The organism is Geotalea sp. SG265 (assembly GCF_022808985.1).
In the GTDB taxonomy this organism is placed as follows: domain Bacteria; phylum Desulfobacterota; class Desulfuromonadia; order Geobacterales; family Geobacteraceae; genus Geotalea.
Map to the genome: position 1 here is coordinate 88,870 of NZ_JAKZFT010000006.1, position 26,703 is coordinate 115,572.

General features: G+C 56.8%; 26 protein-coding genes. 5 read left to right on the top strand and 21 right to left on the bottom strand.

What is annotated here, in order from left to right:
• Positions 1 to 105: 105 nt before the first annotated feature.
• The 3 genes from ML541_RS08990 (at position 106) to ML541_RS09000 (ending at position 2,526) form a co-directional block, all read left to right on the top strand.
• Positions 106 to 870 carry an amidohydrolase family protein gene (locus ML541_RS08990; protein WP_243372418.1) on the top strand — a complete coding sequence of 255 codons (765 nt, stop codon included), beginning with the start codon at positions 106 to 108 and terminating at the stop codon, positions 868 to 870.
• A gap of 105 nt (positions 871 to 975) precedes the next feature.
• On the top strand, positions 976 to 1,554 hold the full coding sequence (locus ML541_RS08995; RefSeq protein ID WP_243372419.1) for a TMEM165/GDT1 family protein: 579 nt from the start codon (positions 976 to 978) through the stop codon (positions 1,552 to 1,554).
• 117 nt (positions 1,555 to 1,671) lie between these two features.
• Positions 1,672 to 2,526: an energy transducer TonB gene (locus ML541_RS09000; protein ID WP_243372420.1), complete on the top strand. Its 855-nt coding sequence runs from the start codon at positions 1,672 to 1,674 to the stop codon at positions 2,524 to 2,526.
• On the opposite strand, the gene galU is transcribed toward ML541_RS09000, so the two are convergent.
• From galU to ML541_RS09045, 9 genes are all read right to left on the bottom strand, one after another.
• Positions 2,527 to 3,402, bottom strand: coding sequence for a UTP--glucose-1-phosphate uridylyltransferase GalU (gene galU, locus ML541_RS09005; RefSeq protein WP_243372421.1), 876 nt, complete (start codon positions 3,400 to 3,402; stop codon positions 2,527 to 2,529).
• Positions 3,403 to 3,428: 26 nt separating this feature from the next.
• Positions 3,429 to 4,316: a methylenetetrahydrofolate reductase gene (locus tag ML541_RS09010; protein ID WP_243372422.1), complete on the bottom strand. Its 888-nt coding sequence runs from the start codon at positions 4,314 to 4,316 to the stop codon at positions 3,429 to 3,431.
• The gene (locus ML541_RS09015; RefSeq protein WP_243372423.1) at positions 4,313 to 4,972 is read right to left on the bottom strand and encodes a methylenetetrahydrofolate reductase C-terminal domain-containing protein; all 660 of its coding nucleotides are present in this window, start codon (positions 4,970 to 4,972) and stop codon (positions 4,313 to 4,315) included. Before ML541_RS09015 ends, ML541_RS09010 begins: the two co-directional genes overlap by 4 nt.
• A 78-nt stretch (positions 4,973 to 5,050) precedes the next feature.
• Complete coding sequence (gene folD, locus ML541_RS09020) at positions 5,051 to 5,893, bottom strand: bifunctional methylenetetrahydrofolate dehydrogenase/methenyltetrahydrofolate cyclohydrolase FolD (protein ID WP_243372424.1); 843 nt, start codon at positions 5,891 to 5,893, stop codon at positions 5,051 to 5,053.
• 149 nt (positions 5,894 to 6,042) lie between these two features.
• Entirely contained in the window at positions 6,043 to 6,288 is a 246-nt protein-coding gene (locus ML541_RS09025; RefSeq protein WP_243372425.1) for a zinc ribbon domain-containing protein, read from the bottom strand.
• Between the two features lie 68 nt (positions 6,289 to 6,356).
• Positions 6,357 to 6,818: a CBS domain-containing protein gene (locus tag ML541_RS09030; protein ID WP_243372426.1), complete on the bottom strand. Its 462-nt coding sequence runs from the start codon at positions 6,816 to 6,818 to the stop codon at positions 6,357 to 6,359.
• 3 nt (positions 6,819 to 6,821) lie between these two features.
• On the bottom strand, positions 6,822 to 7,148 hold the full coding sequence (locus ML541_RS09035; RefSeq protein WP_243372427.1) for a DUF167 domain-containing protein: 327 nt from the start codon (positions 7,146 to 7,148) through the stop codon (positions 6,822 to 6,824).
• Entirely contained in the window at positions 7,138 to 7,587 is a 450-nt protein-coding gene (locus ML541_RS09040) for a DivIVA domain-containing protein (RefSeq protein ID WP_243372428.1), read from the bottom strand. The genes ML541_RS09035 and ML541_RS09040 overlap by 11 nt, the downstream gene beginning before the upstream one ends.
• Positions 7,584 to 7,901 carry a YggT family protein gene (locus tag ML541_RS09045; protein WP_243372430.1) on the bottom strand — a complete coding sequence of 106 codons (318 nt, stop codon included), beginning with the start codon at positions 7,899 to 7,901 and terminating at the stop codon, positions 7,584 to 7,586. Before ML541_RS09045 ends, ML541_RS09040 begins: the two co-directional genes overlap by 4 nt.
• 374 nt (positions 7,902 to 8,275) lie before the next feature.
• On the opposite strand from ML541_RS09045, the gene ML541_RS09050 reads away from it, so the two are divergent.
• Positions 8,276 to 8,611, top strand: a complete 336-nt coding sequence (locus ML541_RS09050; RefSeq protein WP_243372432.1) for a hypothetical protein — start codon at positions 8,276 to 8,278, stop codon at positions 8,609 to 8,611.
• Positions 8,612 to 8,711: 100 nt separating this feature from the next.
• Here ML541_RS09050 and ML541_RS09055 read toward each other — a convergent pair whose 3' ends face one another.
• Together ML541_RS09055 and ML541_RS18970 are read right to left on the bottom strand one after the other, a co-directional pair.
• A complete protein-coding gene (locus tag ML541_RS09055) occupies positions 8,712 to 9,995 on the bottom strand; it encodes a hypothetical protein (protein WP_243372434.1) in 1,284 nt (427 codons plus the stop codon).
• A 43-nt stretch (positions 9,996 to 10,038) separates the two neighbouring features.
• Positions 10,039 to 14,589 (bottom strand): Ser-Thr-rich GPI-anchored membrane family protein, encoded by a 4,551-nt coding sequence (locus ML541_RS18970; RefSeq protein ID WP_243372436.1) that lies wholly within the window; start codon positions 14,587 to 14,589, stop codon positions 10,039 to 10,041.
• A 465-nt stretch (positions 14,590 to 15,054) separates the two neighbouring features.
• Between ML541_RS18970 and ML541_RS09065 the strand changes: the two genes are divergently transcribed.
• Complete coding sequence (locus ML541_RS09065; protein WP_243372438.1) at positions 15,055 to 16,257, top strand: transporter; 1,203 nt, start codon at positions 15,055 to 15,057, stop codon at positions 16,255 to 16,257.
• 295 nt (positions 16,258 to 16,552) lie between these two features.
• On the opposite strand, the gene ML541_RS09070 is transcribed toward ML541_RS09065, so the two are convergent.
• The 10 genes from ML541_RS09070 to ML541_RS09115 form a co-directional block, all read right to left on the bottom strand.
• The gene (locus tag ML541_RS09070; RefSeq protein ID WP_243372440.1) at positions 16,553 to 17,035 is read right to left on the bottom strand and encodes a hypothetical protein; all 483 of its coding nucleotides are present in this window, start codon (positions 17,033 to 17,035) and stop codon (positions 16,553 to 16,555) included.
• 20 nt (positions 17,036 to 17,055) lie between these two features.
• Positions 17,056 to 17,745: a C39 family peptidase gene (locus ML541_RS09075; RefSeq protein ID WP_243372442.1), complete on the bottom strand. Its 690-nt coding sequence runs from the start codon at positions 17,743 to 17,745 to the stop codon at positions 17,056 to 17,058.
• Between the two features lie 5 nt (positions 17,746 to 17,750).
• The gene (locus tag ML541_RS09080; RefSeq protein WP_243372444.1) at positions 17,751 to 18,152 is read right to left on the bottom strand and encodes a hypothetical protein; all 402 of its coding nucleotides are present in this window, start codon (positions 18,150 to 18,152) and stop codon (positions 17,751 to 17,753) included.
• Positions 18,153 to 18,242: 90 nt separating this feature from the next.
• On the bottom strand, positions 18,243 to 19,106 hold the full coding sequence (locus ML541_RS09085; protein WP_243372445.1) for a hypothetical protein: 864 nt from the start codon (positions 19,104 to 19,106) through the stop codon (positions 18,243 to 18,245).
• 307 nt (positions 19,107 to 19,413) lie between these two features.
• The gene (locus ML541_RS09090) at positions 19,414 to 20,877 is read right to left on the bottom strand and encodes a sigma 54-interacting transcriptional regulator (RefSeq protein ID WP_243372446.1); all 1,464 of its coding nucleotides are present in this window, start codon (positions 20,875 to 20,877) and stop codon (positions 19,414 to 19,416) included.
• Between the two features lie 375 nt (positions 20,878 to 21,252).
• On the bottom strand, positions 21,253 to 22,380 hold the full coding sequence (locus ML541_RS09095; protein WP_243372635.1) for an ABC transporter permease: 1,128 nt from the start codon (positions 22,378 to 22,380) through the stop codon (positions 21,253 to 21,255).
• 241 nt (positions 22,381 to 22,621) lie between these two features.
• Positions 22,622 to 23,755, bottom strand: coding sequence for an ABC transporter permease (locus ML541_RS09100; protein WP_243372447.1), 1,134 nt, complete (start codon positions 23,753 to 23,755; stop codon positions 22,622 to 22,624).
• A gap of 49 nt (positions 23,756 to 23,804) precedes the next feature.
• Entirely contained in the window at positions 23,805 to 24,776 is a 972-nt protein-coding gene (locus ML541_RS09105) for an ABC transporter ATP-binding protein (RefSeq protein ID WP_243372448.1), read from the bottom strand.
• Positions 24,760 to 25,695, bottom strand: coding sequence for an ABC transporter ATP-binding protein (locus tag ML541_RS09110; RefSeq protein WP_243372449.1), 936 nt, complete (start codon positions 25,693 to 25,695; stop codon positions 24,760 to 24,762). Before ML541_RS09110 ends, ML541_RS09105 begins: the two co-directional genes overlap by 17 nt.
• A complete protein-coding gene (locus tag ML541_RS09115) occupies positions 25,676 to 26,671 on the bottom strand; it encodes an HlyD family efflux transporter periplasmic adaptor subunit (RefSeq protein WP_243372450.1) in 996 nt (331 codons plus the stop codon). Before ML541_RS09115 ends, ML541_RS09110 begins: the two co-directional genes overlap by 20 nt.
• Positions 26,672 to 26,703 lie beyond the last annotated feature (32 nt).

Here is a 26,703-nt window from a genome sequence, read left to right on the forward strand (position 1 = left end):
TGTTAAAGGCCCTCACCCAGTCATTCTGGAGAGGGCCTTTTCTTTTTCTTGACCGAAACCCGGCATACATAGTAAACCTCGGGAACCTGAACGGGGAGGTATACTATGCACCTTGACCATTTCACGCTCTTCGATGCCCATTTCCACATCATCGACAACCGTTTTCCCCTGGTGCCGAACCAGGGCTACCTCCCCGAAACCTTCACCTGCGATGACTATCTCGCCAGAATGCAGGGATATCGGCTTGCCGGTGGGGCCGTGGTCTCCGGGTCTTTTCAGGCATTCGACCAGAGCTACCTGGTGGATGCCTTGAAGAAGCTCGGTCCAGGCTTTGTCGGTGTCACCCAGTTGCCTGCTTCGGTCTCCGACGATGAGCTCCTGCGCCTGAACGAGGCCGGCATCCGCGCCGTGCGGTTCAATCTGAAAAGGGGAGGATCGGAGGATGTCCGGCACCTGGAAAGGTTTGCGCACCGGGTATATGATCTGGCGGGCTGGCATGTGGAGTTGTATGTGGATGCCCGGGAACTAGGCGCACTGTACGAAACGCTGGTGGGTTTGCCCGCCGTGAGTATCGATCATCTGGGGCTCTCCGACGAAGGCTTTCCCACCCTGCTCAAACTGGCCGAACGTGGTGTACGGGTCAAGGCAACCGGTTTCGGCCGGGTCGATTTTACCGTGCCGGCAGCCCTTGAGAAACTGTACAACGCAAACCCGCAGGCCTTGATGTTCGGCACAGACCTGCCCTCGACCAGGGCACCTAGGCCATATACGGACAACGATCTGGGGCTGGTGGTGGAAACGCTGGGCGAAGAACAGGCAAAAAAGGTGCTCTGGAATAATGCCGCCCTCTTTTACGGTCTCATCCCATAAACACCCGTGATATGAAAAGCATCGCCATCATCACCGCCCCCCCATTTCAGCCTTGCAAATGGCGCTTCGATCTTTTACCATTCCTGGCATTCATTGGGAGGATTCATGGATTTCGGCGTTTTTTTCAGTACCTTCGGCATCATCTTTCTTGCAGAGCTGGGGGACAAGACCCAGCTGACCGCCATGGCACTGGCGACGAAATATCCTTGGAAAAAGATATTTGTCGGTATCGCAACGGCCTTCGCGTTACTAAACGTGGGCGCAGTCCTCATCGGCCAGGTACTGTTTTCCTATCTTCCCCTGCTCTGGATCAAAATCGTTTCCGGCATCCTCTTCCTGTTCTTCGGCATCACCACCTTAAAATCAGCGGGGTTCAGCGAGGAAGATGAGGAGGCGGAAGAAAAGCAGCTGCAGACAAAAGGGCCGATCGCCACTTCCTTTGTCATGATCCTGCTGGCGGAGCTGGGGGACAAGACCCAGCTGGTAACCACCAGTCTTGCGGCACAACATGATTCGACGGCGGCTGTTTTTGCCGGGTCAACCCTGGCCCTGTGGATCGTCTCGCTCATCGGCATCTTCGTCGGCAAACAGCTTACCCGCTTCGTCTCCCTTTCCACCATCCATAAAGGAGCCGGCTGCCTCTTCCTTATCTTCGGCGTCGCCATCCTCTACCAGGCATTCTGATCCCCCTGCCTCAGGGCCGGATCCTTGTCGTCACAGACATTGCAATTTGGCTGACGGGGGCTTACAATTTCATAGATTCGTCATTCCCGGCTGTTGAAAATTTCCTCCGGCTATCCAATGTCCGACAAACACATAGAAAAGATATTCCTCTATCTCCTGGCACTGTCACTCCTCCTCCATGTGGCGGTGTTCGCCCTCTTTATGCTGATGCCCCAGGAAAAGCAACCCCAGAAGCAGGAACCGTACATGGTGGAATTGCAGGACCTGCCGGAGCTCAAGCCACCGGCGCCCCAGGAGCGGAAAAAGACGCACCGGCTGGCGGAAAAAGAGCGGCGGGTGCCGAAGGAAATCGCACCAAAGGGAGAGAGGGAAATCGAGCGGCCAGCAGCAATCCCGCCGCCATCGGCGGTAAAGCCGGGGCAGCAGCCGACAAGGGGAGAGGTACGGACGGCGCAGCGGCCGGAACGGGGTACGGTGCCCTATCAGGAAGCCCCGCGGGGGGAGAGCCTTTTCAAGCCCAGAAAACAGGAGCAGCCCTCCCTGGCAAAGCTGTTCCCCGGCGCCGGCAAGATGGCCAGGATCGAGGAGAGCTATCGCAAGAAGTACGGACCGGAGGTGGAAGACGGGGAAACGTCGTTTCTCAATACGGACGACATTCTCTTCGGCTCATTCCTGCGCCGGTTCGAAACGGCCGTCTATGGAGTGTGGCGTTACCCTCAGGAGGCGGCCCGGCAGGGGGTCCAGGGGGTAACGCCGGTGAGGATCACCTTCAACAGGAAAGGTGAGGTCGTAAACGTGCAGTTGCTGGAAAGTTCGGGAAGCAGAATTCTCGACGAGGAGGTTCTGCGGACCCTGCGCGAAATCGGCAGGATCGGATCATTCCCCCGGGGCTATACCAAAGATACCTTCAAACTGATTGCCTTCTTCCAGTACATCAGCAGCTCCAGCGGCATGCGGGGCACGCTCCACTGATTACCCTTTGATGCAATCCAGCCGTTCCCGCAAGAACTTCTCGAAATCACCGTTGAATTCCTCCCGCTTCAGTGCCATATCCACCGTCGCCTTGAGAAATCCCAGCTTGTCGCCACAATCGTGACGAATGCCTTCGAAACGGCAGCCGTAAATGGCCTCATCCCTGGCCAGGGTCTTGATGGCGTCCGTCAGCTGGATCTCTCCACCCTTGCCCGGCTCCTGCTTTTCCAGGATGGGAAAGATATCGGGGGTGAGGATATAGCGGCCGATGATAGCCAGATCGGAGGGGGCGTCTTCCTGCTTCGGCTTTTCCACCATATCCACCACTTCATAAACACGATCGGAGATGGTATTGGCGGCTACGCAGCCATAGGAAGAGATATTCTCCATGGGCACCCGCTCCAGCGCCAGAACCGGCCCCCGATACTTGCGGTACACATCCAGCAGTTGCCCTAAGCACGGTTTTTTGCCGTCGATAATGTCGTCCCCCAAAAGGACGGCAAAGGGCTCGTTGCCGATGAACTCCTTGGCGCAGAGGATGGCATGGCCCAGGCCAAGGGCCTGTTTCTGCCGCACATAGAAGATATTCACCATCTCGGCGATATCCCTCACCTGGCTGAGCTCCGCATCCTTCCCCTTGTCGTAGAGCAGCGACTCCAGTTCAAAGGAAATATCGAAATGGTCCTCGATGGCTCGCTTGCTCCTGCCGGTAACGAAGAGGATCTGCTCGATTCCCGAGGCGACCGCCTCCTCGACCACATACTGCACAAGCGGCTTGTCTATCAGGGGCAACATCTCTTTGGGGGTGGATTTTGTCGCAGGAAGAAATCTGGTGCCGAGGCCGGCAACGGGGAAAACAGCTTTTTTAACAAGCATAGGTGGTCGCTCCTGGGATAGTTTTTTTACTCTTTACTCTTCACTTTCTTGACCGATTCCAGAATCTGCGGAATCAGGTCCTCTCTTCCCATGGCCATGATGTGCAGCCCATGGCAATGGGGCTTGCAGGCTGCCGCAAGTCGTGCAGCAATTCGGACACCGGCAGCGGTCGGGTCTGCGGCATTTTCAAGCTCATTAATCAGGGCTGCAGGCACGTTTAAACCGGGGATGTTTTCGGTCACGTACCGCGCCATTGTTGCCGATTTGAGCAGCAGAATACCGGCTATCACCTTTACACCGTGAGGTTTTACCGCGCAGGAGAAGAACGCGAGACGCTCCGGGTCGAATACGGCCTGGGTCTGGAAAAAACTTGCCCCGGCCGCGGCCTTCTTCTCCAGCTTGAATGTGGTCAGTTCGAAAGGCTCCGCTTCTGGAGCGGCGGCGGCACCCACAAAGAACGCCGGTTCCCCGCTGACCCTTTTCCCTGCCAGGTCCCGCCCCTCGCCAAGCCCCTGAATTGCCTGCAGCAGCTGTACCGAGTCCAGATCGAAAACCGGCTTACCCCCGCGGTGGTCGCCGAAGGAGATATGGTCGCCCGACAGGGCAAGGACATTGGTGATGCCCAGGGCTGCCGCCCCAAGCAGGTCGCTCTGCAGGGCAAGCCTGTTCCGGTCGCGGCAGGTTATCTGGTAGATCGGCTCGATCCCTTCGCGCACCAGGAGAGCCGCTGCAGCCAGGGGAGAAATGCGCATGGACGCCCCCTGATTGTCGGTGACGTTGACCGCATCCACCAGTGGCGCCAGTTTTCGGGCTTTTTCAAGAAATTCACCGCAGTCGCATCCCTTGGGGGGACAGACCTCTGCGGTCAGGACGAATTGACCTGCCGCCAGTTTTTCCTGCAGCCGGGAGATCATCGGGCGGTCTCTTTCTCCAGCTTCAGGTTTCCCGGTTTGAGCATCCTGGAGAAATCCTTCTGCGGCACGATCTTCTTCAGCTTTTCCAGTGCCCCCCTCGACCTGAGGCGCTCGAATATCTGGAACCAGACACACTCCCGTTCATTGTCCGTTTCGCAACGGCCGTTGTCCATTCCCCCGCAGGGGCCGTTAAGCAGCCCCTTGGGGCAAACCGTCACGGGGCAGATGCAACCGGTCTCGGTAAGGATGCACTCGCCGCAGAGGGAGCATTTTTGTTCGAACTGACCGAAACGGCGGATATTGCCGAGGAAGAGGGTGTTAAGACCGGCGACGGTCTTTTTCGGCGTGCTCGCCGAGACGGACTGGATGCCGGCGCCGCAGGCGAGAACCAGCAGCGCATCCGCCTCGTCCACCATTTCCTTTTTGGCGCGCAGATCACGACCCGACCGCAGCATGTGGCAGGCTTCGTCGATGATCACCGAGCCGGTCACATCCTTTCCGGCGGCTATCAATGCCTCCTGCATCTGCCAGACTTCTTCCTCACCTCCCGCCTTGCAGACGGTGGCACACTTTGCACAACCAATGAGAAAAATTTTACCATCATTGGCGAGGGCGGCAAGGATTTCATCCATGGATTTCTGGTGGCTGACTATCATATCGAAAACCAGTCGGTGGTCGGCAGTCGGCAGTTAGTGGATTAAATCGCCGGCTATCCACCTCCGTCTTACGGCCGCTTACCGTCTCTTCGCCGATTCCAAAGTGTTGTAGAGGAGCATGGTTATGGTCATCGGCCCGACACCGCCCGGAACCGGGGTAATGGCAGCTGCACGGGCAGCGGCTGCCTCATATTCCACGTCCCCCACCAGCTTTTTCTCGCCGACGCGATTCACTCCTACGTCAATGACGACGGCCCCTTTCTTGATCCAGGCCCCCTTGATCATTTCAGGCTGTCCCACAGCGGCAATGACCACATCGGCCATGGCCACCTTGGCGGCCAAATCACGGGTTTTGGAATGACAGAGGGTCACCGTGGCATTCTGCTGCAGGCACATCATTGCAACCGGCTTGCCGACAATGTTGGAGCGGCCGACCACGACCACCTCCTTGCCGGAAAGCTCGACCCCGGCCTCCTTGAGCATGACCATGACGCCGTAGGGGGTGCAAGGCTGGAAGAGGGGCTTGCCGATGACCAGCCTACCCACGTTGTAGGGATGGAAGCCGTCCGCATCCTTTTCCGGCGAGATCGCCTCCAGGACTTTTTCGGTGTTAATCTGTTTAGGCAACGGCAACTGGACGAGGATACCATGGATCTTCGGGTCCTTGTTGAGTTTGTCCACCAGCTGCAGGAGCTCTTCTTCAGTCGTTTCCACAGGGAGTTTGTACTCATCGGAGAATATTCCCACGTCCTTGCAGGCCTTTTCCTTCATGCTGACATATACCTTGCTGGCCGGGTCTTCACCCACGAGCACGACCGCGAGACCGGGAGTTATGCCCCGCTGTGAAAGTTTTGCCACCTCTGCAGTGATTTCTCCCCGGATTTTTGCCGCGATTGCTTTGCCGTCTATGATGGTCGCCATTGATGCGCTCCTTTCTGGACTGGTTAAAAAATGAAAATGATAAGTAAGAGTGTAGGGTTTGTAAAGAATTTTCAGATAGAAACGGGCAAAAAAAATCCCCCGTCGCCGGAGGATTTTGCTGCCCTATGCGGGCTAGCTTTGCAGGTCTGCTAAGCGGCAGACGGGCACCCGGCACAGCTGCCGCCGGACGGGCAACTGGGCGCATCGGAGTTTTTGCTGCTGCTATAGCCGTCGTTGTACCATCCCCCACCCTTGAGGGAGAAACCTGACTGGGAGATCAGCTTCTGCACAGGTCCCCCGCAGCTGGGGCACTCGCTGGCAGGCTCATCAGAGAACTTTTGGCGCAATTCGAACTTATTTCCGCAGCTGGTGCATGCATATTCGTAGAGTGGCATTTTCCTACAACCTCCTTTTTCATGAATCGGCACAGTTAATATAGGTACTCGTGGTCCGTTTTGTCAAGTCACCCTGTCATTTTTTCAGTCATGGCAAAGAGCAGGCGCGACCGGTAAATGATGCCGATCACCCGGTTTCCCTTTACCACCGGTAAACGCTGGAAGCGGTGCTTGACGAACAGTTCGGCTATGTCGGCAACACGGGCATCCTCCGTAACGGATATTGCCTGTCGCTCCATAATCTCGGAAACAGCCAGCGCCTTGATCGCCTCACAGCGTTTGGAAAAAAAAGACTCGTCCACTTTTTCCGCCGCCGTCATGGCGGCTTCTCCGATAAGGGCAGTAATGACGCTCAGGGGGGTAAGGATGCCGGCAAGACCGCCGCGCTCCGACAGGACCACAAGCCCGGGAGCCGCATTAATGAAGCTTTCGTCGCCGTAGTTGTCCTTCAGCATCTGCACCGCCTGGGCAACCGTAGCACTTGCGGTAATGACCGGAACGTCGGAAACCATGATATCCCTGGCTTTCATACTCTACTCCTGCACTGCTGATTGTTTTACCAGTGAAAGAACGGTTTCCTTGGAGACACCTTCGATCCTGATGGTCTTGTGGCGGGATTTTGCCCCGGCAGCGAGCGTCACACGGGATTTTGCCACACCGACAGCCTTGGCCAAAAGCTCGATACAGAGCTTGTTGGCGGCGTCCTCCACCGGCGGTGCAGTGAGTCTGAGCTTCAGCTCGTCCCCCTGAATACCGCAAATCCCATTGCGTGAGGCGCGGGGTTGCACGTGAACGGTAAAAATTACACCATCGGCTGTTTCGGTAATCTTCAGACTGTCTGTGTCGCTGTCATTCTTCATTGATGGAGAGCATCTTGTAGTGGGCATCGAGAAGGGACTTCAACGAGGTCTCGAACTGGAGTTTTTCCCTGCGCAGATCCTGGATCTGGCTGTTGAGTTCGAGCAGCTTCTGTTCTGCAGCAGCAACGATTCTTTCACCCTTGAGTTCGGCCTCGGATATGAGCAGCGTCGCCTCCTTCCGGGCGTTGGACTTCATATCTTCGGCAATATTCTGGGCAGCCAGCACCGCATCGCGCAGTTTGGACTCCTGACCTTCCATGGCGGCCATGGCGGCAGCATTGCGGCTCAGCTGCTCCTTAAGCTCAGTATTTTCACGCAGCAGCCCTTCCATCTCCTGGGCTACCACCTGGAGAAAGGCGTCCACATCCTCGGGGTCAAGCCCCCCGATCATCTTCCCCTTGAACTGCTGCTGCTGGATATCGATGGGAGTGATTTTCACGGCAACGCTCCCATACCGAACTTCAACCTGTTGGCCAGTTCGAAGATGGAGTTCACCAGGAACTTCTGCATGAAAAAGATCACCAGGAGCACGATCATGGGTGACAGGTCAAGCCCCCCCATGTCAGGAAGTATGCGCCGGACCCGGTAAAGCACCGGATCGGTCGCACGGTAGAGAAAATTGACAATGGGATTGTATGGGTCGGGATTGACCCAGGAAAGAATCGCCCGGGCAATGATGATGTACATGTAGATATTGAGCGAGAACTCAAGAACATAGGCAATGGCATTGAGGAAATTGGCAATAACAAACATCGGCGCCCCTTTTTGCTTTAATAAAGCACAGATTTTTATACAGAAAAAGGGAAAAACTGTCAAGGACGGCAACCCGAAAAACCATGCAGTGAGAGGCGTCACACCCGCTGAATGTATGGAATCATTACAGGGCAACCACTTCCTATCCTAGATATAACTATTTGAAATTGTTCAACTTCACCAGATATTCCACGCAATACATGAAGCTCCCCCTCTGTACGGAATCGTTACAGATTCTAACACCGAGGGCAAAATTTCCAGCAAAATCAGTCTATTGCCCTTTGGTATCCCAATTGCTACCAAATTCAATGGACAGCAAAGGTGCGACGACAGATGGAAGCCATATGCGAAATTTCCCTTAAGGAGTCGTGAACATGAAAAAAACCGCCGCGTTAGCCTGCTTTTTCCTGTGCTTGTTACCGGCCTGGGTGAAGGCAGAAGATCCCTCATCTTCGACACGACGGGACTACAGCTTGAGCCGGCCAGCAGAGGAAGAGGCCCTGGCAGCAGAGGCACGTGTCAATGATGAGGAACTGGTCCGGATCGCCGGGCATGGCCTTGAAACTGCCATTCCCATGGCTGTGCTCCCCTCCGCCAAGCTGGAAATGGCAGCATCCAGGATAAAGCTCTGGGACGAAGCGGATAAGGGAATATCCAACAGCGGCAATTGTCTCCAGAGAGTTACCCTTTCCACCATCGGCAACAAGTAGAGGCTGCTCTTCCCACAGCAACCATGGATAATCCAAAAAGGAGGCCGATCCCGCTTGCCCTGCATCGGGACCGGCCTCCTTTTTGGATAAGCCTGCATATTTACTGGGGCACGACCTCTACGCTGACAACCTCGGCGGAAAGGAATGCTCCATTGGCGTCTACAGCCTGAAAATTCTTTGGATCGTTCGGATCGGCGGAATTGCGGTAAATAGCGAAATCAGATATGGCAGGCGCAGTCCCTGGGGCGATGTCGCAAGTGATGGTCATAAGCTCTCCACCGGCGGTAAAACCGTAAGGATTTCCCAGAGCTATGGTAATCATTCCCCGGGCACCCTGGGAGGGAGGAGTATATGCCACAGAGAAATGTGTATCGGCGGGCATCGTACTGGGGATAGTCACAACACCGGTCAAGAGTTCTTTTATCTCCTTTGAGGTTATATAATCCGCCCTTAGCGTAACACCGGCAGGCAGTACCAACGCCACCGTTATACCCTTGATAACGGTGTTAGCCCCCTCCTTTGCAGTGGTCATAACCTTGACCGCTTTTATCGTACCGCCGGCGTTTACCAGATTGGTGTCCTCAATTCTGGTGACGCCGGTGGCATTTTTGTCCGAGCTTAGAAAAGCGGCCAGAGCCGTCTTGAAGGCATCGGCGGTCTCAACCGACATGGTGCCGTCCGCAATATCGCCGCTCAGGGTATTCAAGGTGCCTGCCAGCGCTCCTGCATCAGCTTTGGCCATCTGTGAAATGGCAGCCAGGGCCAAGGTGTAATCCCTCTGCCTCTGGCCGACTCCGGACGTGAAACCGACCGGCGTCTGATCAGGCTCCACCGGCTTCGTGCCGATGATGTCCACCCTGAACATCTCCGAAACCAATGCGTTTGCCGCTGTTACATCGGTGGCGGCAAGTTCCTTCCCCCCCTGCTTAAGCGCCAGGACTTTTCTTGCGGCAATTTCCGTCAGAGGGGTCACCGAGGCGGTATAAATCCCCGACGGATTGGCAATGACGGCCCGTAACGGTTGATCTTCGCCGATGGTCAACACGGAGCCGGTCGCTTCATCCAAATAGGAGCCGGTCGCCTTGATCAGGTAGATGCCGTTGTAGGACCCGGTAGTGCTGGTTTTGAAAGCGCTGATGCGCGCCGAATAGTTGCCGAAGGCATTGACACTGGAGGTTCTGAGCAATGTCTCGGTGCCGTCCGTATTGAGGGCGTAGATCCGCACCGTGCCGTCCTTGAACAGCCCCTTGGCAATGACGCCGGTAATTTTGGTGTCCGTGTTCTTCGGCTGGTTGGCTGACGTCGCATCATTGTTGGGATTGCCTGTGAAACCGCCGAAACCGCAGCCGGCAAGGAGGGAGGCCAACAGAAACAACGTTGTCATTATCATTCTCTTTACGTTCATACCTGCAACACTCGCTTTCTTTTCATTTTGCCGGGGCCTCCAGCGTAATCAGCTTCACCGCCGCCTGGAGAATGACGACAGCATCACCGATGTTGATCCTGCCGTCGGAGACCGGTTTGCCGTTAACCAGCGGTGCGACATCACCGTAGATCAGGTGCTGGTCGGTCTGGGTTATCAAGCCGCTGGCAATCTGCAGCGCAATCAGGGCATCGAGGACATCGACAGTCTTGTCCTGGTTTATATCCCCCCAGGCAGGAGCGGCAAAGATGATGTTTCGCTGAATGCTGCTCTCATTGCCAGCTGCATCCTTTGCCGTCACGAGAATATGGTAGACCCTGCTGTCCGTAAAGGTGACCTGCTTCTCAAAGGTCTGCACCGCCTCGCCGGCGACAAGGGAAACCGGCTCGGCATCCCTGTCATCCTGCTGCACCGTCACGGCTACGTCGCTCAGGGCGTCGGCCACGGTCCCCTTGATGGCCATGATGTGCAGGTTGGTTCTCAGGTCCTGGGCAGGCTCGGTGATGGCCAGGGTCGGTTTTTGGTTGTCGTAGGTAACGGTCCTCTTAAAGGAACTTTCATTCCCCGTCTGGTCCCGTCCCGTTATGATCACCGTATTCAACCCTTCGGCGAGATTTGCCGTCGCGGTAAATTTCGCACCGGTGATGGAAGCCGACTGAGAATCAACGGGTGCCTGATTTCGATCGTAGACCGTCACCTGGATGGTGGCAGCGGTCTCCCCTGTGATATCACCTCCGATCTGCACAAACGGCTGGTTGGTCTTCAGATTGTCCGCCGGGGACGTGATGGTGAGGTTCGGGCCGATGGAGTCGTAGTTGATGGTCCTGGTATTGCGGGTCTGGTTCCCGGCCCGGTCCCTAGCGATCAGCTCCAGGGTGTTGGCGCCCATGCTCAGGGTGACGACCTGGCTGAAAGCCCCTTTTCCGTCAATGGGGATTTCTCCGGAACTGCTCGTTCCTCCCCCAGTGTATTTAATGGCCAGAGAAACTATGCCGTTGGCATCGGTGACCGTCCCTGAGATATTGAGCTCGGCCACATTGGTATTGGTGCCATCGCGAAGGGTGGAGACATCCAGTACCGGAGCAGTCAGATCCACCATCCAGGCCGCGGTAGAGGCACTCCCTTCGGCCTGCCAATTTCCGGCACTGTCCCTGCCGATCACCGATACCGTATGTATCCCCTCGGCAAGGGAAGTCAATGTTACGGGGGTAGAAACGACCGTTTCACCGGAATAGACACCCTCATCAACCTTGTACCGGTAGGCAGTCACCTGCTCCCCGCCGATGGTGAGCGTCGCGCCGGCGGCATTGGTGGGGTTCGGCGGAATGCCGCCGATGATGGCTGCCGGCGGAACAGTATCCACCTCCCACCGTACCTCGGTACCCGTTGTCTGCCAGTTTCCTGCGCTATCCCTGCCGAAAACGGTGACCGTATGGATGCCGTCAGCGAGAGAGACCTGCTGGATCGGCGTGGCGACAGGGGTTTCGGCGGGGAAATCCTGCGAATCAAGGGTATACCGGTAGGAAACCACGTCATCGCCGCTAATGGTCAGTGTCACGTCGGTATCACGGGTTGGCTGGGTTGGGGCGCCGCTGATGACGGCGGTAGGGAGGATCAGGTCGATAATGGTCTGAAAGCTGCCGCTCGCAGACCAGTTGCCCGCGTCATCCCGCTCCTGCACGTAAAGGGTGTGCGTCCCCCCTGTCAGTGCCGCTGCCGGGGTAAAAGTTGTTGCATTCGTCGGAGAACCGCCGCCGGAGAAATCACCGCTGTCCAGAGTGTAGCGGTAATTGCCGTTCCCGCCCCCTCCCCCGGCCCAACTCCAGGTGGGAATAGGATTATTGGTCAGTGCCGCCCCGGAGACCTGGGGAACCCCAGGGGGGGTACGGTCGATGGTGATGGGACCGGCAGCCACGGCGGTGACCTGCGACCTGCCGTCGGCGATGACGCCGTAGACGTAATAGATCCCATCGGGAAGGGCGGATGTATCCCAGGTGTAGCTCGACATTTCCTTGGCGATGCCGGTGGCGATCTGCGTCCCACCAGTGCCGCTTGCATCGGGGGCATGATAGAGGGTGATGAAGGCCGGGCTGTCCGGATCGGCGGCAGTCCAGGTGATGGTGTAGGAATTTCCATTGGTCACCGGCACGCCTGCACCTGGAGCGGTTATGGCCATGCTCGGCGCGATGTTATCGCCGGCCTTGTTCTTGACGATGAATGAGCTTACCGCCGACCATCTGCTGTAGTCGCCATGGCTGTCCTTGGCCCTGGCAGTCCAGTAATAGCGGGTGTTGTCCACTAAGGGAGAGGAAACCGACCAACTCATATTCTTGCTCTCCCCCCCAGCCACCTGGCTCATGGAATTGAGAGTGCTGTCGCTATAAACAGCGAATTCAATAGTTAGCGGATCCTGATCCACATCAGTGGCCTTTACCGTCAGGACCGGGGTCAGGCTGTCGACCTCGCCGTTATCTACAGGGGAGACAACTGTCGGCATGTTGGGCGCATCATTCCTGATGTTGATAAAGAAGCTCCCCTCCATCCACTGGCTGTCAGCCGTTCCGTCGCTTGCCTTTACGCGCCAGAGCCAGGTGGTGTTGTCCCTCAGGGGTTGCGGAGTCCAGGCGGTCGTCCCGGCCCCTTCGGCAACATTTGCGGCTGCCTGCTTGTCCGGGCTGTCAAAACTGTTTTTCGTATCGATCTCGAAGGTGTAGGTCAAAGGCCCTTTGATGGGGTCGGGATCGGTTGCATTATTGACCACGAGAATAGGCGTAAGGACGTTCACCTCATTGACGTTGGGGGAGCCGTTTGCAGGTGCGCTTAATGTGGGCACCGTTGGGGCATCGTTGGCGGTGTTGATGAAAAAGGAAGAGGTGATGTAGTTACTGGCATTCCCATGCTGATCCACGGCCCGGCATCTCCAGAAGTACCGGCTGTTGTCGGCTGCTTTCCCTTCGGGAACCAGCCATTTGGTACTCCCTCCAGCACCCTGGGCAATGTCCTTGCCACTGGCCACAATGTTGCCGTCGGCGAAACCCTGATCCGTTGCCAGATCAAATTCATAGGTGAGGGTATCCTGATCCACATCGGCACTATTGGTAATAGTGAGCTCCGGTGTCCGTGAAGACACTTCAGTGCCGGCGGCAGGATAGCTCACCGCCGGATCGCTCGGTACCTCCTCCATTGTGTTAACGAAGAAGGTGGCGGTGGGCATGAAATTGCTGCTCATGTAGCCGTCGCCTGTTTTTACATGCCACGAGTAGACGGTGTTATCGCCTGTAAGGGGCGGCGACACGGTATAGGAGATAACACCGTTTTCGGTGGAAATTCCTTCACCGTTAGCCAAAAGGACCGGGGGGTCGCTGGTGGTAAAAACCTCGAAAGTATAGATAACCGGGTCGCCGTCCGGATCGATGACCGCATTAACCGAGAGTTTCGGGGTCAGCGTCGAAACCTCTCCGGATGTATTGGCTCCCCCACTCGCCGGGGCATTGATAGTCGGCACACCGGGCGCGCTGTTGGAGGAATCGAGCCGAGTAAAGGCCGCGGTCTTGCTGCTGTCGGCCAGGCCATTGCCCGCCAGGTCGGTGATCCCTTTGCCGGTGATAGTATACTTAACGCCGATCTCTTGTACCGTGGTGGTAAGGCGGTAGCTATTGGCTCCCGCCGAAGTTACAGACGTTACGGTAAGACCGTTGTCTGCCGGATAATTGGTATATTCATCCGCGCCTTTCACATTCTCGCTGAAGGTCACCACCACATGGGTCGAATCAACATATGTAGCCGTGGCGTTCATTGTCGGCGCCACCGTATCAATGACGATGGCTTTGCCGTCGGCGATATTTTTGCCCGATGGAACCGCCGGATTAGTGGCCTCGTTGCCTGCTCTGTCGCTGATTGTACCGGTGATGCCGGTTATAGTCAGATCACCTGTCCCCTGCCCCGCTTCGATGCTGTATGTCCCGTTGAATGCCGCGGCCCCGATCAACGCCCCGGTGTTGAGAGATCCGCCCGAATTGAGACTAATGGTCAGGCCGTCAGAGGAAACAGGTTCGCTGAAGGTAACGGTGATATTAATCCCTTCTCCCGCCTTATACGCCCGGTCGTCGGATGTGGAGGATGCTGAAATCACTGTCGGCACAACCGTATCGATGACAATAGCTTTGCCGTCGGCGATGTTATTGCCCCCCGGAACTGCCAGATCAGTGGTTTCGTTGCCTGCACCATCACTGATTTTACCAGTGATGCCACTTATGGTCAGATCATTGGTCCCCTGCCCCGCAGCGACGGTGTATGTACCGCTGAATGCCGCGGCCCCGTTCAATGCCCCGGTGTTGAGAGATCCGCCCGAATTGAGACTAATGGTCAGACCTTCGGAGGAGGCCGGTTCGCTGAAGGTAACGGTGATATTTATTTCTTCTCCCGCCTTATATGCCCGGTCGACGGATGTGGATGACGCTGAAATCACCGTCGGCACAGCGGCATGAATGTCGGGAACTAGCGAGAAAACAGCGAATGCAATTAGGATACACAACCAGATTTTTGTACTGTTCACTTTACCCCCTCCTGTCAGATAACAAGAGAAACAAGAGTTCAAGGTTCAGGGCCTGTCGCTGCACATCACGTCCCGATCGTCATGCATCCAACCGAGGCGTCAACAATTATATCTTTCAAATTAAAATTTACAAATTTTTTTGCGCTTTTCTTCCTTGCCCAATCCCTTTGAAAAGGCAGTCGTGGCGTCGGGAGTGAACGACGAGCCACAGCGGCGAGCGGACACCCGCCGCATGCTGAACTAAGGGGGATTCGCTACTCTAAGCACCAAGGGCCATGATGCGGGCGGCACCGCAAGGTCCGCAGCTGTGGCGACAGAGCGAACGGACGACGCCGCGACTACTTTTTTTTCCACGCAGTACCGGAGGGCCAAAAAAAATCCGCTCTTATCATTGACATCCGTCCACCATTGAACTAATTTAATCAATCAAATTAATTTAAGCTAATTTTACCACGGAGGGATTTGATGCCTGGACATGGAAAAACCATTACTGCCTGTGCCTGGCTTGCTTTGATGCTGTTGTCCATAAACGCCTTGGGTGCGGAATCCCCCATCCCCAGCAAAGGAAAGAACCAGCCTGAGCAGGATCGGAATACAGTCTCCGGCAAAAGAGTTAGCGAAAAGAAGGCAACTGCCGAGGGAGGCGAGGCAAAAAAAGAACTACGGGCAGAAGCGCAGACAAGCCATGTACACGAGCCGCCGGTCGGACAGCCGGGAGAGGCAAAGGCACCGGATATCGCCCCCATTTTCGATCAACCGGGGGTATTGACCCCCAAGGGAACCCTGGTACTTGAGCCGTCCCTTCAATTTTCCAATTCCTCCTCCAACCGCGTGGCGCTCAGCGGCTATACCATCATTCCCTCCTTCACCATCGGCCTCATCGACGTGCGCAACGTCAACAGCAACACCTACGTTGCGGCCCTCACCACGCGCTACGGCATTACCAACCGGCTGGAATTCGAAGCCAGGGTCCCCTACGTATATCGTTCCGATTCAACCTCGTTCGAACCGACCACCGATCCCAATACCGGCAACAGGATACCGGCCAGTGTTTTCAGTGCCGACGGCAAGGGGCTGGGGGACGTGGAATTCGGCCCTCGCTTTCAGTTGAACCAGCCGGGGGGTGAGGGTCCCTATTTAATAGCCAGTCTGCGGGTAAAATCGGTCACAGGAAAGGATCCCTTCGAGGTCCCCACCGCCTCCAACGTCACCAGCCCGTCGGGGGTACCGCTGCAGACGGAACTACCCACCGGGTCCGGCTTTTGGGGCATTCAGCCCGGCATAAGCGCCATTTTTTCTTCGGACCCGGCCGTATTTTTCGGCACGGTCAGCTATATGTGGAATATGGAGCGAAAGGTGGAGGGCCAGGGAAGACTGGATCCGGGCGACACCATCGGTTTCAATTTCGGCGTGGGGGTGGCGCTCAATGAAAAATCCTCCTTCAGCATCGGCTATGACCACATCGTCCTGGGCAAGCCGAAGATCAACGGCACCGAAATACCGGGTTCGATCATCACCCAGGTGGGAAGCCTCCTCTTCGGCTTCTCCTACAAGCTGACCGAGAAGACCTCCGTCAATTTCTCCATCGGCGCCGGCCTGACGCCGGCCGCATCCAACGTGCAATTGACTCTGCGCCTGCCCACCAGCTTTCTGCTGACGGGCAAATAGATCTTAAACGTGTACTCTGAAATGCTCCCAATCCAGACTGGGTGCCGCGGCCTCGGTAGTGAGCGACCGAGCTCCAGCGGCGAGCGGACACCCGCAAGGCGTAGAGCGAAGAGGTACATCCGCTAACGGCTATTCTTTTTTGAATTAAGAGCCTCCGCTAGGTCCGCAGCTGGAGCGACAGAGCAAACGGACGAGGTTGCGGCACCCCTTCCACAATGTGCAATAAACAAAAAAAAGCCGTCAGTCCCAAAAGGTGACGGCGGCTTTTTGTTGATGCCTTTATCGGCATTAACCGTTATTTCATCGCATTGATCAGCTGTTCATTCATCAAGGACCGCAGATTCATTGTGCGGTATGTATTGAGAACGTTAACCGTGGCATCTATGCGGGTAACGTTCTTGATTGCTGCAAAATCGAGGCTGTTCTGGATGAAGGTAAACAGGCCGTCCCGACCACCGGCCATATCGACGGAATTGCCAGTACCCTTCTGGATCATCATGGTCCTGTCGGCCAGAACGTTGCCCGACAAAACCTGGCTCGACTCTCCCCCCAGCAGCGGGACGTTCAAGGTACTGGTGGCCTGCAGTATGCCGTTGATAAAAACAGCCCTCTCGATTCCGAAAGAGACCTCCAGGCCGTCCCCGGTCTGGTAGCCACCGCGGATCAGCTCAAGCTCTCGGGAGGCAAGGGCGCTGCAGTCCCTGCATTCCGCCCAATCCCCATGAGCCGTACTTGTAGCAGACATCACTAGTGCCAACAACAGGGCAATTTTCCACATTTGGTCTTTCCCCTTTGGGGTCATCGCAATACTCCCGGCAGCATCAAGGTCACCGTGGCGAGTTCCCTGGGATTCAAGGCCAGCCCCAGCGGCGCCTTTTCCTTGACCTGCCATTCCCGATCGCGGTTGAAGTGGTTTTTCGCTACATTCTTTTTGTTCAGTATGATGAAAATGAGTCCGTTCCACATGGACTCGAATTCGGTGCGGGGGATGGTCTTGGCCCCCACGGCAGGGTCCGAGATCAGCACCGAGCCGTCCGAAACACCTTTTATGACGACGAAATGCTTGTACCCCCTGATGTTGATCAGCACAATGGCCGGCACACCGATTTGCGACAGCCGGTCGAGGGTGACCTTGTAGCCTGCCGCCTTGTAGCCGTGCTCCTCCAGGTAATTCTTCATATCCAGCAACGAAAAGCCATCCCTGCGGATTTTCTCCTTATCCCCCTTGTCGAACATCTCCTTGAAAATGTCCTGTTCCGAAACGGGCTCTTCGTAATTATAGGTCAAAAGCGTTGCCAGCGCCGCCGATCCGCAGCTGAAGTCATACTGCTGGTGAACGGTGGTGCGGAAACGCGCTTCCTTGATGCTCGTTACCTTTACGGTAAAAGCGCCGCCGGTCACGCCGGGGACAAGTATGGTGCCCGCCTGGCCCAGCGCTATCGCATAAACAAATGGAAGCAGAGCAGTAAAGGCAATGAGCAGCTTCATAGGCCTCACTTCACCGTCAGGTTCATGATCAGGTCGTTCTGGATCAGGACCTGGTTGCCCGAATTCTGGATTACCGTCACCAGCCCGCTCGCCTGGGCAAAGGCATTGCCGCTGATGCCATTGGTGCCGGAGGAGAGATCCGAATTCAAGATGCTGTTGCCTCTTGTCTCCCCCGTCTGCGATGCCGTGCTCAGCTGCATGTCGATCTGGTCCACGTTCATGCCCTGCCGGCCGGTCGTGGCATCCAGGTTTTCGTTTGATAGGGATTGCCCCGGCTCAAAGTCGGCCGTGGCCACCATTTCCCCGACGGAACCGGAGCCGACCTCAATGGCCGAAGCCCCTTCAGCCAGAAGAGTGCCGGCTGAGAGGGCCAATACGGCAAAAAGGGCTTTTCTCGATCTTCGCATTTTCCTGCCTCCTTTTGGGAACTGCTGAAATTAAGGCCAGGGGAAAAAGCTCCCGGTGATGCGCTGGGCACCACCGGGTGGAAGGTGAATTTACTGCCTGTTGACCTGGACGTTGACCGACTGCTGTACCAGAGAGCTGTAACCGGTGTTCTGGGAGATGACAGTGATACCGGTCGCTTCCAGCTCTCCATCTAAGGTGTTGTTGCCGGTAAGGGGGAGCTCAGTGAGTGTGGTTGCAGGCTGAACGTTGCCGGACACCGTGCCGTCGAGCTCGCTTGAAGCGATTTCCACGTCAATATCGCCGACGGTCAGGGTAGTGGTTGTATTGTCGCTGTTGGTGGTGTTGCCTACATTTTCATTGACCGTGGCCGTGCCACTACCGTAAATGGCTGCACTATGATCCTGGGCCTTGTTGTTCAAGGAATCTTCGGTGGTGCTGACAACTGCGTTTCCGCCGGAATTGACGGCAACGGAGCCCTCTTCGGCCTTTGTATTGATACTTTGGTCGACGTTGTTGCTGTTGGACATGGAAGCGGTGGCGCCGGTGGTTGCTGCCACGCTGCCGCCTTCGACTCCATCGATATAGGCGTCGGTTTCCTCATTCTTGGCATCACCACCGATGGCGGCAACGGCTCCCTGTTCGGCCTCCTGCTTGGCAGCATCACCGTTCAGAGTAGCAGCACTCCCATCGTTGGCAGAGTTTGTCTTCGTCACTGATTCGTCTTCTGATTTGTCGATCAATACCGGACCCACGTTGAGATTTTTCGAGCTGTCGTTTAAAGTCGTGTTGGTGTCATTGGAAATGGTGTTGTGGCTGGCAAGATCCACGTCGGCCTGAACTTCAACATCGGTTGTTTGGACTGGGACTGGATCATCATGGTTCGCGAACGCCTGGCCGCTTAGCCCCAAGGCAGAGACTACCGCCAATGTCATAATAACTTTTCTCTTTTGCATTTTCATAACATCCTCCTAGAAATAGATTTTTGCAAGGCGCTCTGCCGTTGCTCTATCCTTTCATATGGCAATTGATGTGCCATGTTTAATATTTATTTTTTAATAACTGTAATGACGAGGTTTTTTTCTTTCTCGCCCTGAATTGTCGTTCTGCCGAAGAACCGATTTGTAAAGTTTGTTAAAAATATGTGATCCAACTACTGTTACGCCGGTGTCACGCGGCCGGATGAATCTTGAATTTACAGCTGCTTAGCCCCGAATGGGGACAGACAACCTGTAAAGTTCTGATACACCGGCCTCGCTAGGGTCACTGGATGCCGTATATTTTCATCCGGCGGTAGAGGGTGGGACGGCTTACCCCCAAAAGCTTGGCAGCCGTTGAGATGTTGTAGTTACAGCTTTTGAAGACCTCTTTGATCTTCTCTTTTTCCAGAACAGCCACGGCACTACTTAAATCGCCGGCGCCGGTTTCCATTCCCGTTTTCACCGTATCCAGCATCAGGTCGGTCGGGGTCACGTACCTGCCCGCAGCCATGACGATGGAACGTCGCACCTTGTTGATGATCTCCCGGACATTTCCAGGCCATTCGTAGGTATTGATTGCATCGACGGCCTCCTTGGTGAAGGATTTCGTCAGACCGCTCTCCCGGGAGAACTTGTTGAGGAAGTACTTGGCCAGGATGACCGTATCTTCGCCCCGTTCCCGCACAGGGGGTAGATGGATGCTGAATTCGTCGAGACGGTAATAGAGATCGCTGCGGAACTTCCCTTCGGCGATGGCCCCGTTCAAGTCACGGTTGGTGGCGGCAATGACCCGCACATTGACCTTTTTCCCCCCCACTGTCCCAACCCTTTCAACGATCTTGTCCTGGAGGAAACGGAGCAGCTTGGCCTGGAGATTGGCGGGCATGTCGCCGATCTCGTCGAGAAAGATGGTGCCGCTGTCCGCATACTCGAACTTGCCCTTCTTAGTGGCGTGGGCTCCGGTAAAGGCGCCTTTCTCGTGGCCGAATAGCTCCGCTTCCAGGAGATTGTCCGGAATGGCGGCGCAATTTATGGCCACAAAGGGCTTGTCCTTGCGCGGGCTCCGTTCATGGATCGCCTGGGCAGTAAGCTCCTTGCCGGTGCCGCTTTCCCCCAGGATCAGCACCGTCAGATCCGTCGGGGCCACCTTGCGAATGTTGGCAAAGACCTCCAGCATGACCTTGCCGGTACCGACAAACTGGTCGATGTCATCACTGCCGTTTACCTTGAGTATGTCGCTGTCGATAAAGCTGGCCACCTTTTGCAGCTGGTCCGCGTCGAGCTGCGCCAGGCCCCCGTTAACCCGGTTCAGGAGGCAGGTCCTCTCATGGTAGTCCAGGTAGCCCGGATGGAAATCAAGCCGCCAACCGCAACTGGTGCAGACCGGCGGCAGGATCCCATATCGCTCGCCGCAGAACGGACAGCACTCCCGGTCGGTGAGATTGTCGGCAATGAACTGCCAAAGACGCCCTTTGGTCAGGCGGTCCATGCCGGTAAATCTCACCCCGTAGCCCAGGCCGTCCTTCCTGACTATGTTTCCCCGATGCTCGAAAAGCCCCTGGCCGAAAAGATCATACTGCACCAGAACCGGCGTATCCAGGCCGACCTTGTCGCGGAATTGGAGAGGTAATGCCTTGAAAAAGGCGCCGTCTAGACCGATGTCCCTGATTTCAGCTTCGATCTTTGCCGAAGGAATATCGAGCTTTGCAGGAAGAATCGCTTTGATCCGAGGACTCTGGCGCGGCATGGGCTTCTCCCATCACATTAGAATATATTTATTAGTGTAACGAATTTTATCACACCAGGTCATTTATTCAATGGAGGGAAAAGCAGGAAAATTATGGAGAAACCGTCGTTATTGGATCAATCGGGTAAAAAAAAGTTCGTCTGATTTCAGAGGAAAGCAGTCGGGGCGTCGGGAGTAAGCGATGAAGCCGCAGCGGCGAGCGGACACCCGCCGCGTGTCGAACGTGGGAGGGTCCCGCCTGTTCAAGCATCGTGCGGCATTACAGGAGCGGCACCGCAAGGTCCGCAGCTGGGGGGACAGAGCGAACGGACGACGTCGCGACTGCCGTTCTTTTCCCAGAAATCCCCGGAAGAACCTGAAAAAGCCGGAGGCTTGTCAAGCGAGCGTCTTTCGAAAGCGCCGTACGGAAAAGAGGAGTATGACCAGACCGAGGACCGCCAGTGGAGCCAGTTGAGTCCAGAGGATCGAAACACCAACCCCCTTGAGAAAGATGCCGCGGATGATCACCAGGTAGTAGCGGATCGGATTGAGGAGGGTAAGCCACTGGATTGGGGTGGGCATGTTTTCGATGGGGAAGGCGAAGCCGGAGAGGAGCATGGCGGGGAAAATGACCATGAAGGCACTCATCATGGCCTGCTGCTGGGTGCGGCTGACAGTGGAGATAAGCAGTCCGATGCCCAGTGAACTCATGAGAAAGAGTCCGGTGGCACCAAAGAGTAGCAGGAAACTCCCACGGATGGGAACGTCGAACCAGTAAGCTCCCACCGCAGAAATCAGCCCCACATCCACAAAACCGATGATGACGAAGGGGATCGTCTTGCCCAGGATGAATTCGGTCTTTCTGATGGGGGTGACGATGATCTGCTCGATGGTGCCGATCTCCTTCTCCCGAACGATGGCCATGCTGGAAAGGAGCATGGTGATGATGAAGACGATGTTGGTGATGACCGCAGGGACATAGAAGTTGCGACTTTCCAGGTTGCTGTTGAACCAGGCCCGGCTTTCGAGCCTCACGCCGCCGACAGGCTCGGTACGCCCGAATGCCGCCAGCTGCTGCCGCTGGAGGTCCTCCGAATATTTGGCCGTTATTCTGGCCGCATGGCTTAAAACGATACCGGCGGTGTTGGAATCGGTGCCGTCGAGGATCAGTTGGACGGGCGCAGTCCTGCCGCCGGACAGGGTACGGCCAAAGCCGCTGTCGATACGCAGCACCGCCTTTGCCTTGCCCCGGTCAACCACTTCCCGGACTCTTTCTTCACGGAGGATATATTCCCTGACGTTGAAGTAGCCGGAGGAAACGAAGCGGGAGACCAACTCCCGGCTCTCCGTGGTGTTGTCCCGGTCGTAGACAGCGGTCGCCACATTGCGCACATCCGTATTGACGGCATAGCCGAAGACGATGGTTTGCACCGCAGGCACGACGAAGATGATGAAGCGCATGCGGCGATCCCGCAGCACCTGGATGAATTCCTTGATCAACATGGCTTTCAGCCGTTCCAGCATATATTTCCTATCCATTACCGCAGCCGGTCAGGCTGCTGTGGCTTCGGGAGAGAGTGACAGAGCCACAGCGGCGAGCGGACACCCGCCCATGATGGAACGGAGGCGCATTCGCGGCAATCGGTTGCGCGCTCCTTGACAAAAAAAGATACTGCAAGGTCCGCAGCTGTGGCGACAGAACGAACGGACGAAGTCGCAGCAGCCGCCCTTCGCCCTTCGCCCTTCGCCCTTCGCCCTTGACTCTTCACTCTATCTTCTTCTTCAGCCTCGCCACAGAAAGAGCCATGACCGCCACGCAGAAGACGGACAGAAAGGTTGTCTCCACCGCCAGGATATCAAGCCCCACGTCCTTGAGGTATATCCCCCTGATGAGTACGACGAAATAGCGGGCCGACACCAGCCGCGTCACCAACTGGATGGGTATGGGCATGTTCTCGATGGGGAAGATGAAACCGGAAAGGAGAAAGGCCGGAAGCATGGTCGCCACCAGCGCCAGCTGTGAAGCGACCAATTGGCTCTTGGTGACGATGCTGATCAGCATGCCGAGCCCCAGCGCCCCCAACAGAAAGAGAAGCGACAGGGCAAAAAGCAGCACCAGACTTCCCCGGAGCGGTATGGCAAAGAAAAACTCGCCGACGATGACGCAAAGGATCAGGTCGAGCAGACCGATGGCGAAATACGGCAAGAGCTTCCCCAGAATCAGTTCTGGACCGGTCACCTGGGTAGCCAGGAGTTGCTCCATGGTGCCGTTCTCCCATTCGCGGGCAATGGTAAGGGAGGTCAGCAGCGAGGCGATGACCATCATGACGATGGCAATGAGGCCGGGAAAGATATAGTTCTTGGAGACCATGTCGCTGTTGAACCAGACCCGCGGCCTGAGATCGATGCCGGCACGGGAGGAGGGGGTCCCCATCCGCGCAAGTTGCTCCAGAACCACCTTGCGGGAATAGCTGCCGGTTACCGCCTCGGCGTAGCCCAGAGCAAAGGTGGCAGTATTGGGGTCGCTGCCGTCCAGGATGGCCTGCACCGCCGCCGCTTCGCCCTTTTCCAATGAGCGGGCGAAATTCCGGGGAATAACCAGGGCAATCAGCGCCGTGCGGTCGTCTATGGCCTGCTCGATCTGTGCGTAGCCGGTTGCCCGGCCTTGCAGTGCAAAAAAGCGCGAGCCGGTGAAGCCGCTGACGAACTCCCGGCTGGCGGGGCTGGCGCTCTGATCCCAGACAATCAGAGGGACCCGGTCCACATCCAGAGTCAGAGCATAACCGAAGAGAAAGAGCATGATCATCGGTATGGCAATCCCCATGGCAAGGCTGCGCCAGTCGCGGAAGACGTGGAGGAATTCCTTGCGGGCAATGGCCCTGATGCGCTGAATCTTCATAATTCCTTTCACCCCTGTGGCAAGGGGGGGCAGGGGATTTAATGGGTGACTACCGTCTGAATTCCCGCTGGGGCGACTCCTGCCGGTCCCGCAGCTCGATCAGGGACACGAAGACATCCTCCAGGGACGGAGCGATCTTCTCCAGCCGGTCGGTGGCAACCCCCTTCCCGACCAGGAGCGCCTCCATGGCGGCAAGGGATTTTTCCCCGTCGCGGGTCACCACGTGCAGCCCGTTGCCGTAAAGGGCGGCGTGCTTCACCCCCTCCAGGGCTTCCACTTCCTCCATCAGGTCCTGTGCTCCGGGGCATCTCAGCTCGATCACCTCTTCGGTCATGAATTCGGTCTTCAGCTGGGCCGGGGTGCCCAGGGCGATGAGCTGCCCCCGGTAAATCAGCCCCAGCCGGTCGCAGTATTCCGCTTCATCCATATAGTGCGTGGTGACGAAGACCGTGGTCCCTTGCTCTGCCATACGGTAGATGAGATCCCAGAAATTGCGGCGGCTGGCCGGATCCACGCCGGAGGTGGGCTCGTCGAGGAAGACGATGGGGGGCTCGTGGAGAATGGCGCAACCCAGTGCCAGCCGTTGCTTCCACCCCCCCGAAAGAACCGAGGCCGGGCTGGTGCGATGGGCTTCCAGCCCGGCCATGCGAATCACCCAGTCCTTGCGCTCGCCCTTTTTCTCCGGGGAAAGGCGGTAGATGCCGCTGTAAAAATCGATGTTTTCTTCCACCGTCAGGTCTTCGTAGAGGGAAAAACGCTGGCTCATATAGCCGATGTTCTTCTTGATGGACTCGGCCTGGGTAACGATGTCGTAACCGGCAACGGTTCCCGAACCGCCGCTCGGGGGGAGGATGCCGCAGAGCATGCGGATGGTGGTGGATTTACCCGCTCCATTGGGGCCGAGAAAGCCGAAAATTTCCCCCCTGGCCACATCGAGGCTGATCCTGTCCACGGCAATGAAGTCGCCGAAGCGTTTTTCCAGGTCGTGCAGGGAAACGGCCTGATCATCGGGCTTCGCCATGACGCTCCTCTCCCATGACGGAAATGAAAACATCCTCCAGGGACGGCTCGATCTGCCTGACAGATACCGGTTCCATCCCCTCTCCCCGCAAGAAATCCCGCACCAGCAGAGTGGTCTTGTCCGGGTCGTCGCTGACGATGTGCAGACGGTCGCCGAACAGGCCGATCTCGTGGCCTTCCAGCTTACGGCGCAGGATCTGGAAGGTTTCGCGGGCATTGCCGGCAAGCACTTCCAGAATTACCCCCCGCATCAGCCCTTTCAGCTCCTGGGGAGTGCCGCAGGCGACCAGTTTTCCCTTGTGGATCAACCCGACCCGGTTGCAGCGGTCCGCCTCGTCCAGATAGGCGGTGGCAACGAAGATAGTGACTCCCTCCTTGAGCAACTGGTAAAGGATGCGCCAGAAATCGCGCCGGGAAACGGGATCGACACCGTTGGTGGGCTCGTCCAGGAACAGCACCCGAGGAGCATGGATCAGGGCGCAGGCCAGCCCTAGCTTCTGCTTCATTCCACCGGAGAGGTTGCCGGCACGCCGTTTCTTGAAGGGAGTGAGATTACTGAAGGAAAGCAGCCGGTCGATCTTTTCCTGCCGCCCTTTCAGGGGCAAGCCGTGAATATCGGCAAAAAAATGAACGTTCTCCAGCACCGTCAGGTCCGGGTACAGGCCGAAACGTTGGCTCATGTAGCCGATGCTCCCCTTGGCCGACTCGGCCTCCCGCCCCACATGCTTGCCCATGACCCAGGCATCCCCGGAACTCGCATCCATGATGCCGGTAAGCATGCGCATGGTGGTGGTTTTTCCCGCCCCGTCCGAGCCCACCAGGCCGAAAAGCTCTCCCCCGGTCACGGCAAGATTCAGGTTGTCCACTGCGGTCAGCTCACCGAAGCGTTTGCTCAGGTTTTCAGTTCGTATGGCTTCCATCTAAGAGGATCTCCGCATCGGCGGGCATGCCCGGCTTCAGGTCCATCCGGGGGTTGGGCACGGTAATCTTGATGCGGTAGACCAGCTTGACCCGCTCCTTTTCGGTCTGCACGTTTTTGGGGGTAAACTCCGCCTCCGGCGAAATGAACGTCACCCTGCCCCGGTAGCTCCTGCCGGGATAGGTATCCACCTTCACCAGCACCGGCTGCCCCACCTTGACCCGTCCCAGGTCGGTTTCGCTGATGTAGGCGCGCAGCCAGGTATCGGTGATATCCCCCAGGGTGACGATCGGGCTGCCGGCTGCCACCAACTCCCCCGGCTCCGCATGCTTGGACAGCACCAGACCGTTGATGGGTGCAGTCAAGGTGGCATAGCCCAGCCTCGTTTGCGCTTGGGCCAGGGCTGCTTCCGCCTCCCTGAGCCGCCCCTTCGCCTGTTCGATCCGCTCCCGGCGAGGACCTTTGCGCACCAGAGCAAAAGCCTCCCGTGCCTCCCGGGACGCCGCCCGGGAGGTCTCGAAGGCCGCTCTGGATGCGTCCAGTTGCCGCTGGGAGATAACTTCCCTGGCAAAGAGAGCCTTGTCCCGCACATATTCCTTGTCCAGCCGGTTCGCTTCCGCCTCTGCCCTTACGACAGCCGCCTGGGCCTGGGCCACCTCCTCGCGGCGCGAACCGGCCTCAAGCTCAGCCAGCGAGGCCTGCATCACCGATCTTTCCGCTTCGAGGCGTGCCACCTCATGGCTCAAATCCTCAGGTTCCAGCAGGGCCAGAACCTGTCCGACACGCACCGCTTCCCCCTCATCCACCAGACGTGACTTGACCCGCCCGGGCACCTTGAAACTGGCCTCCACGGAAACGACCTCAATGGTGCCGGACACAGCCAACCTGCCAGTGTCGGGCTCTCTTCGCAAGACAAGGTAGCCAATTGCGGCAACAACTACTGCCAGTGCGGCAATCATGGCAATCTTCTTTTTCAAAATGTGCTCCTGAAGAATTTGTGCAATGGTTC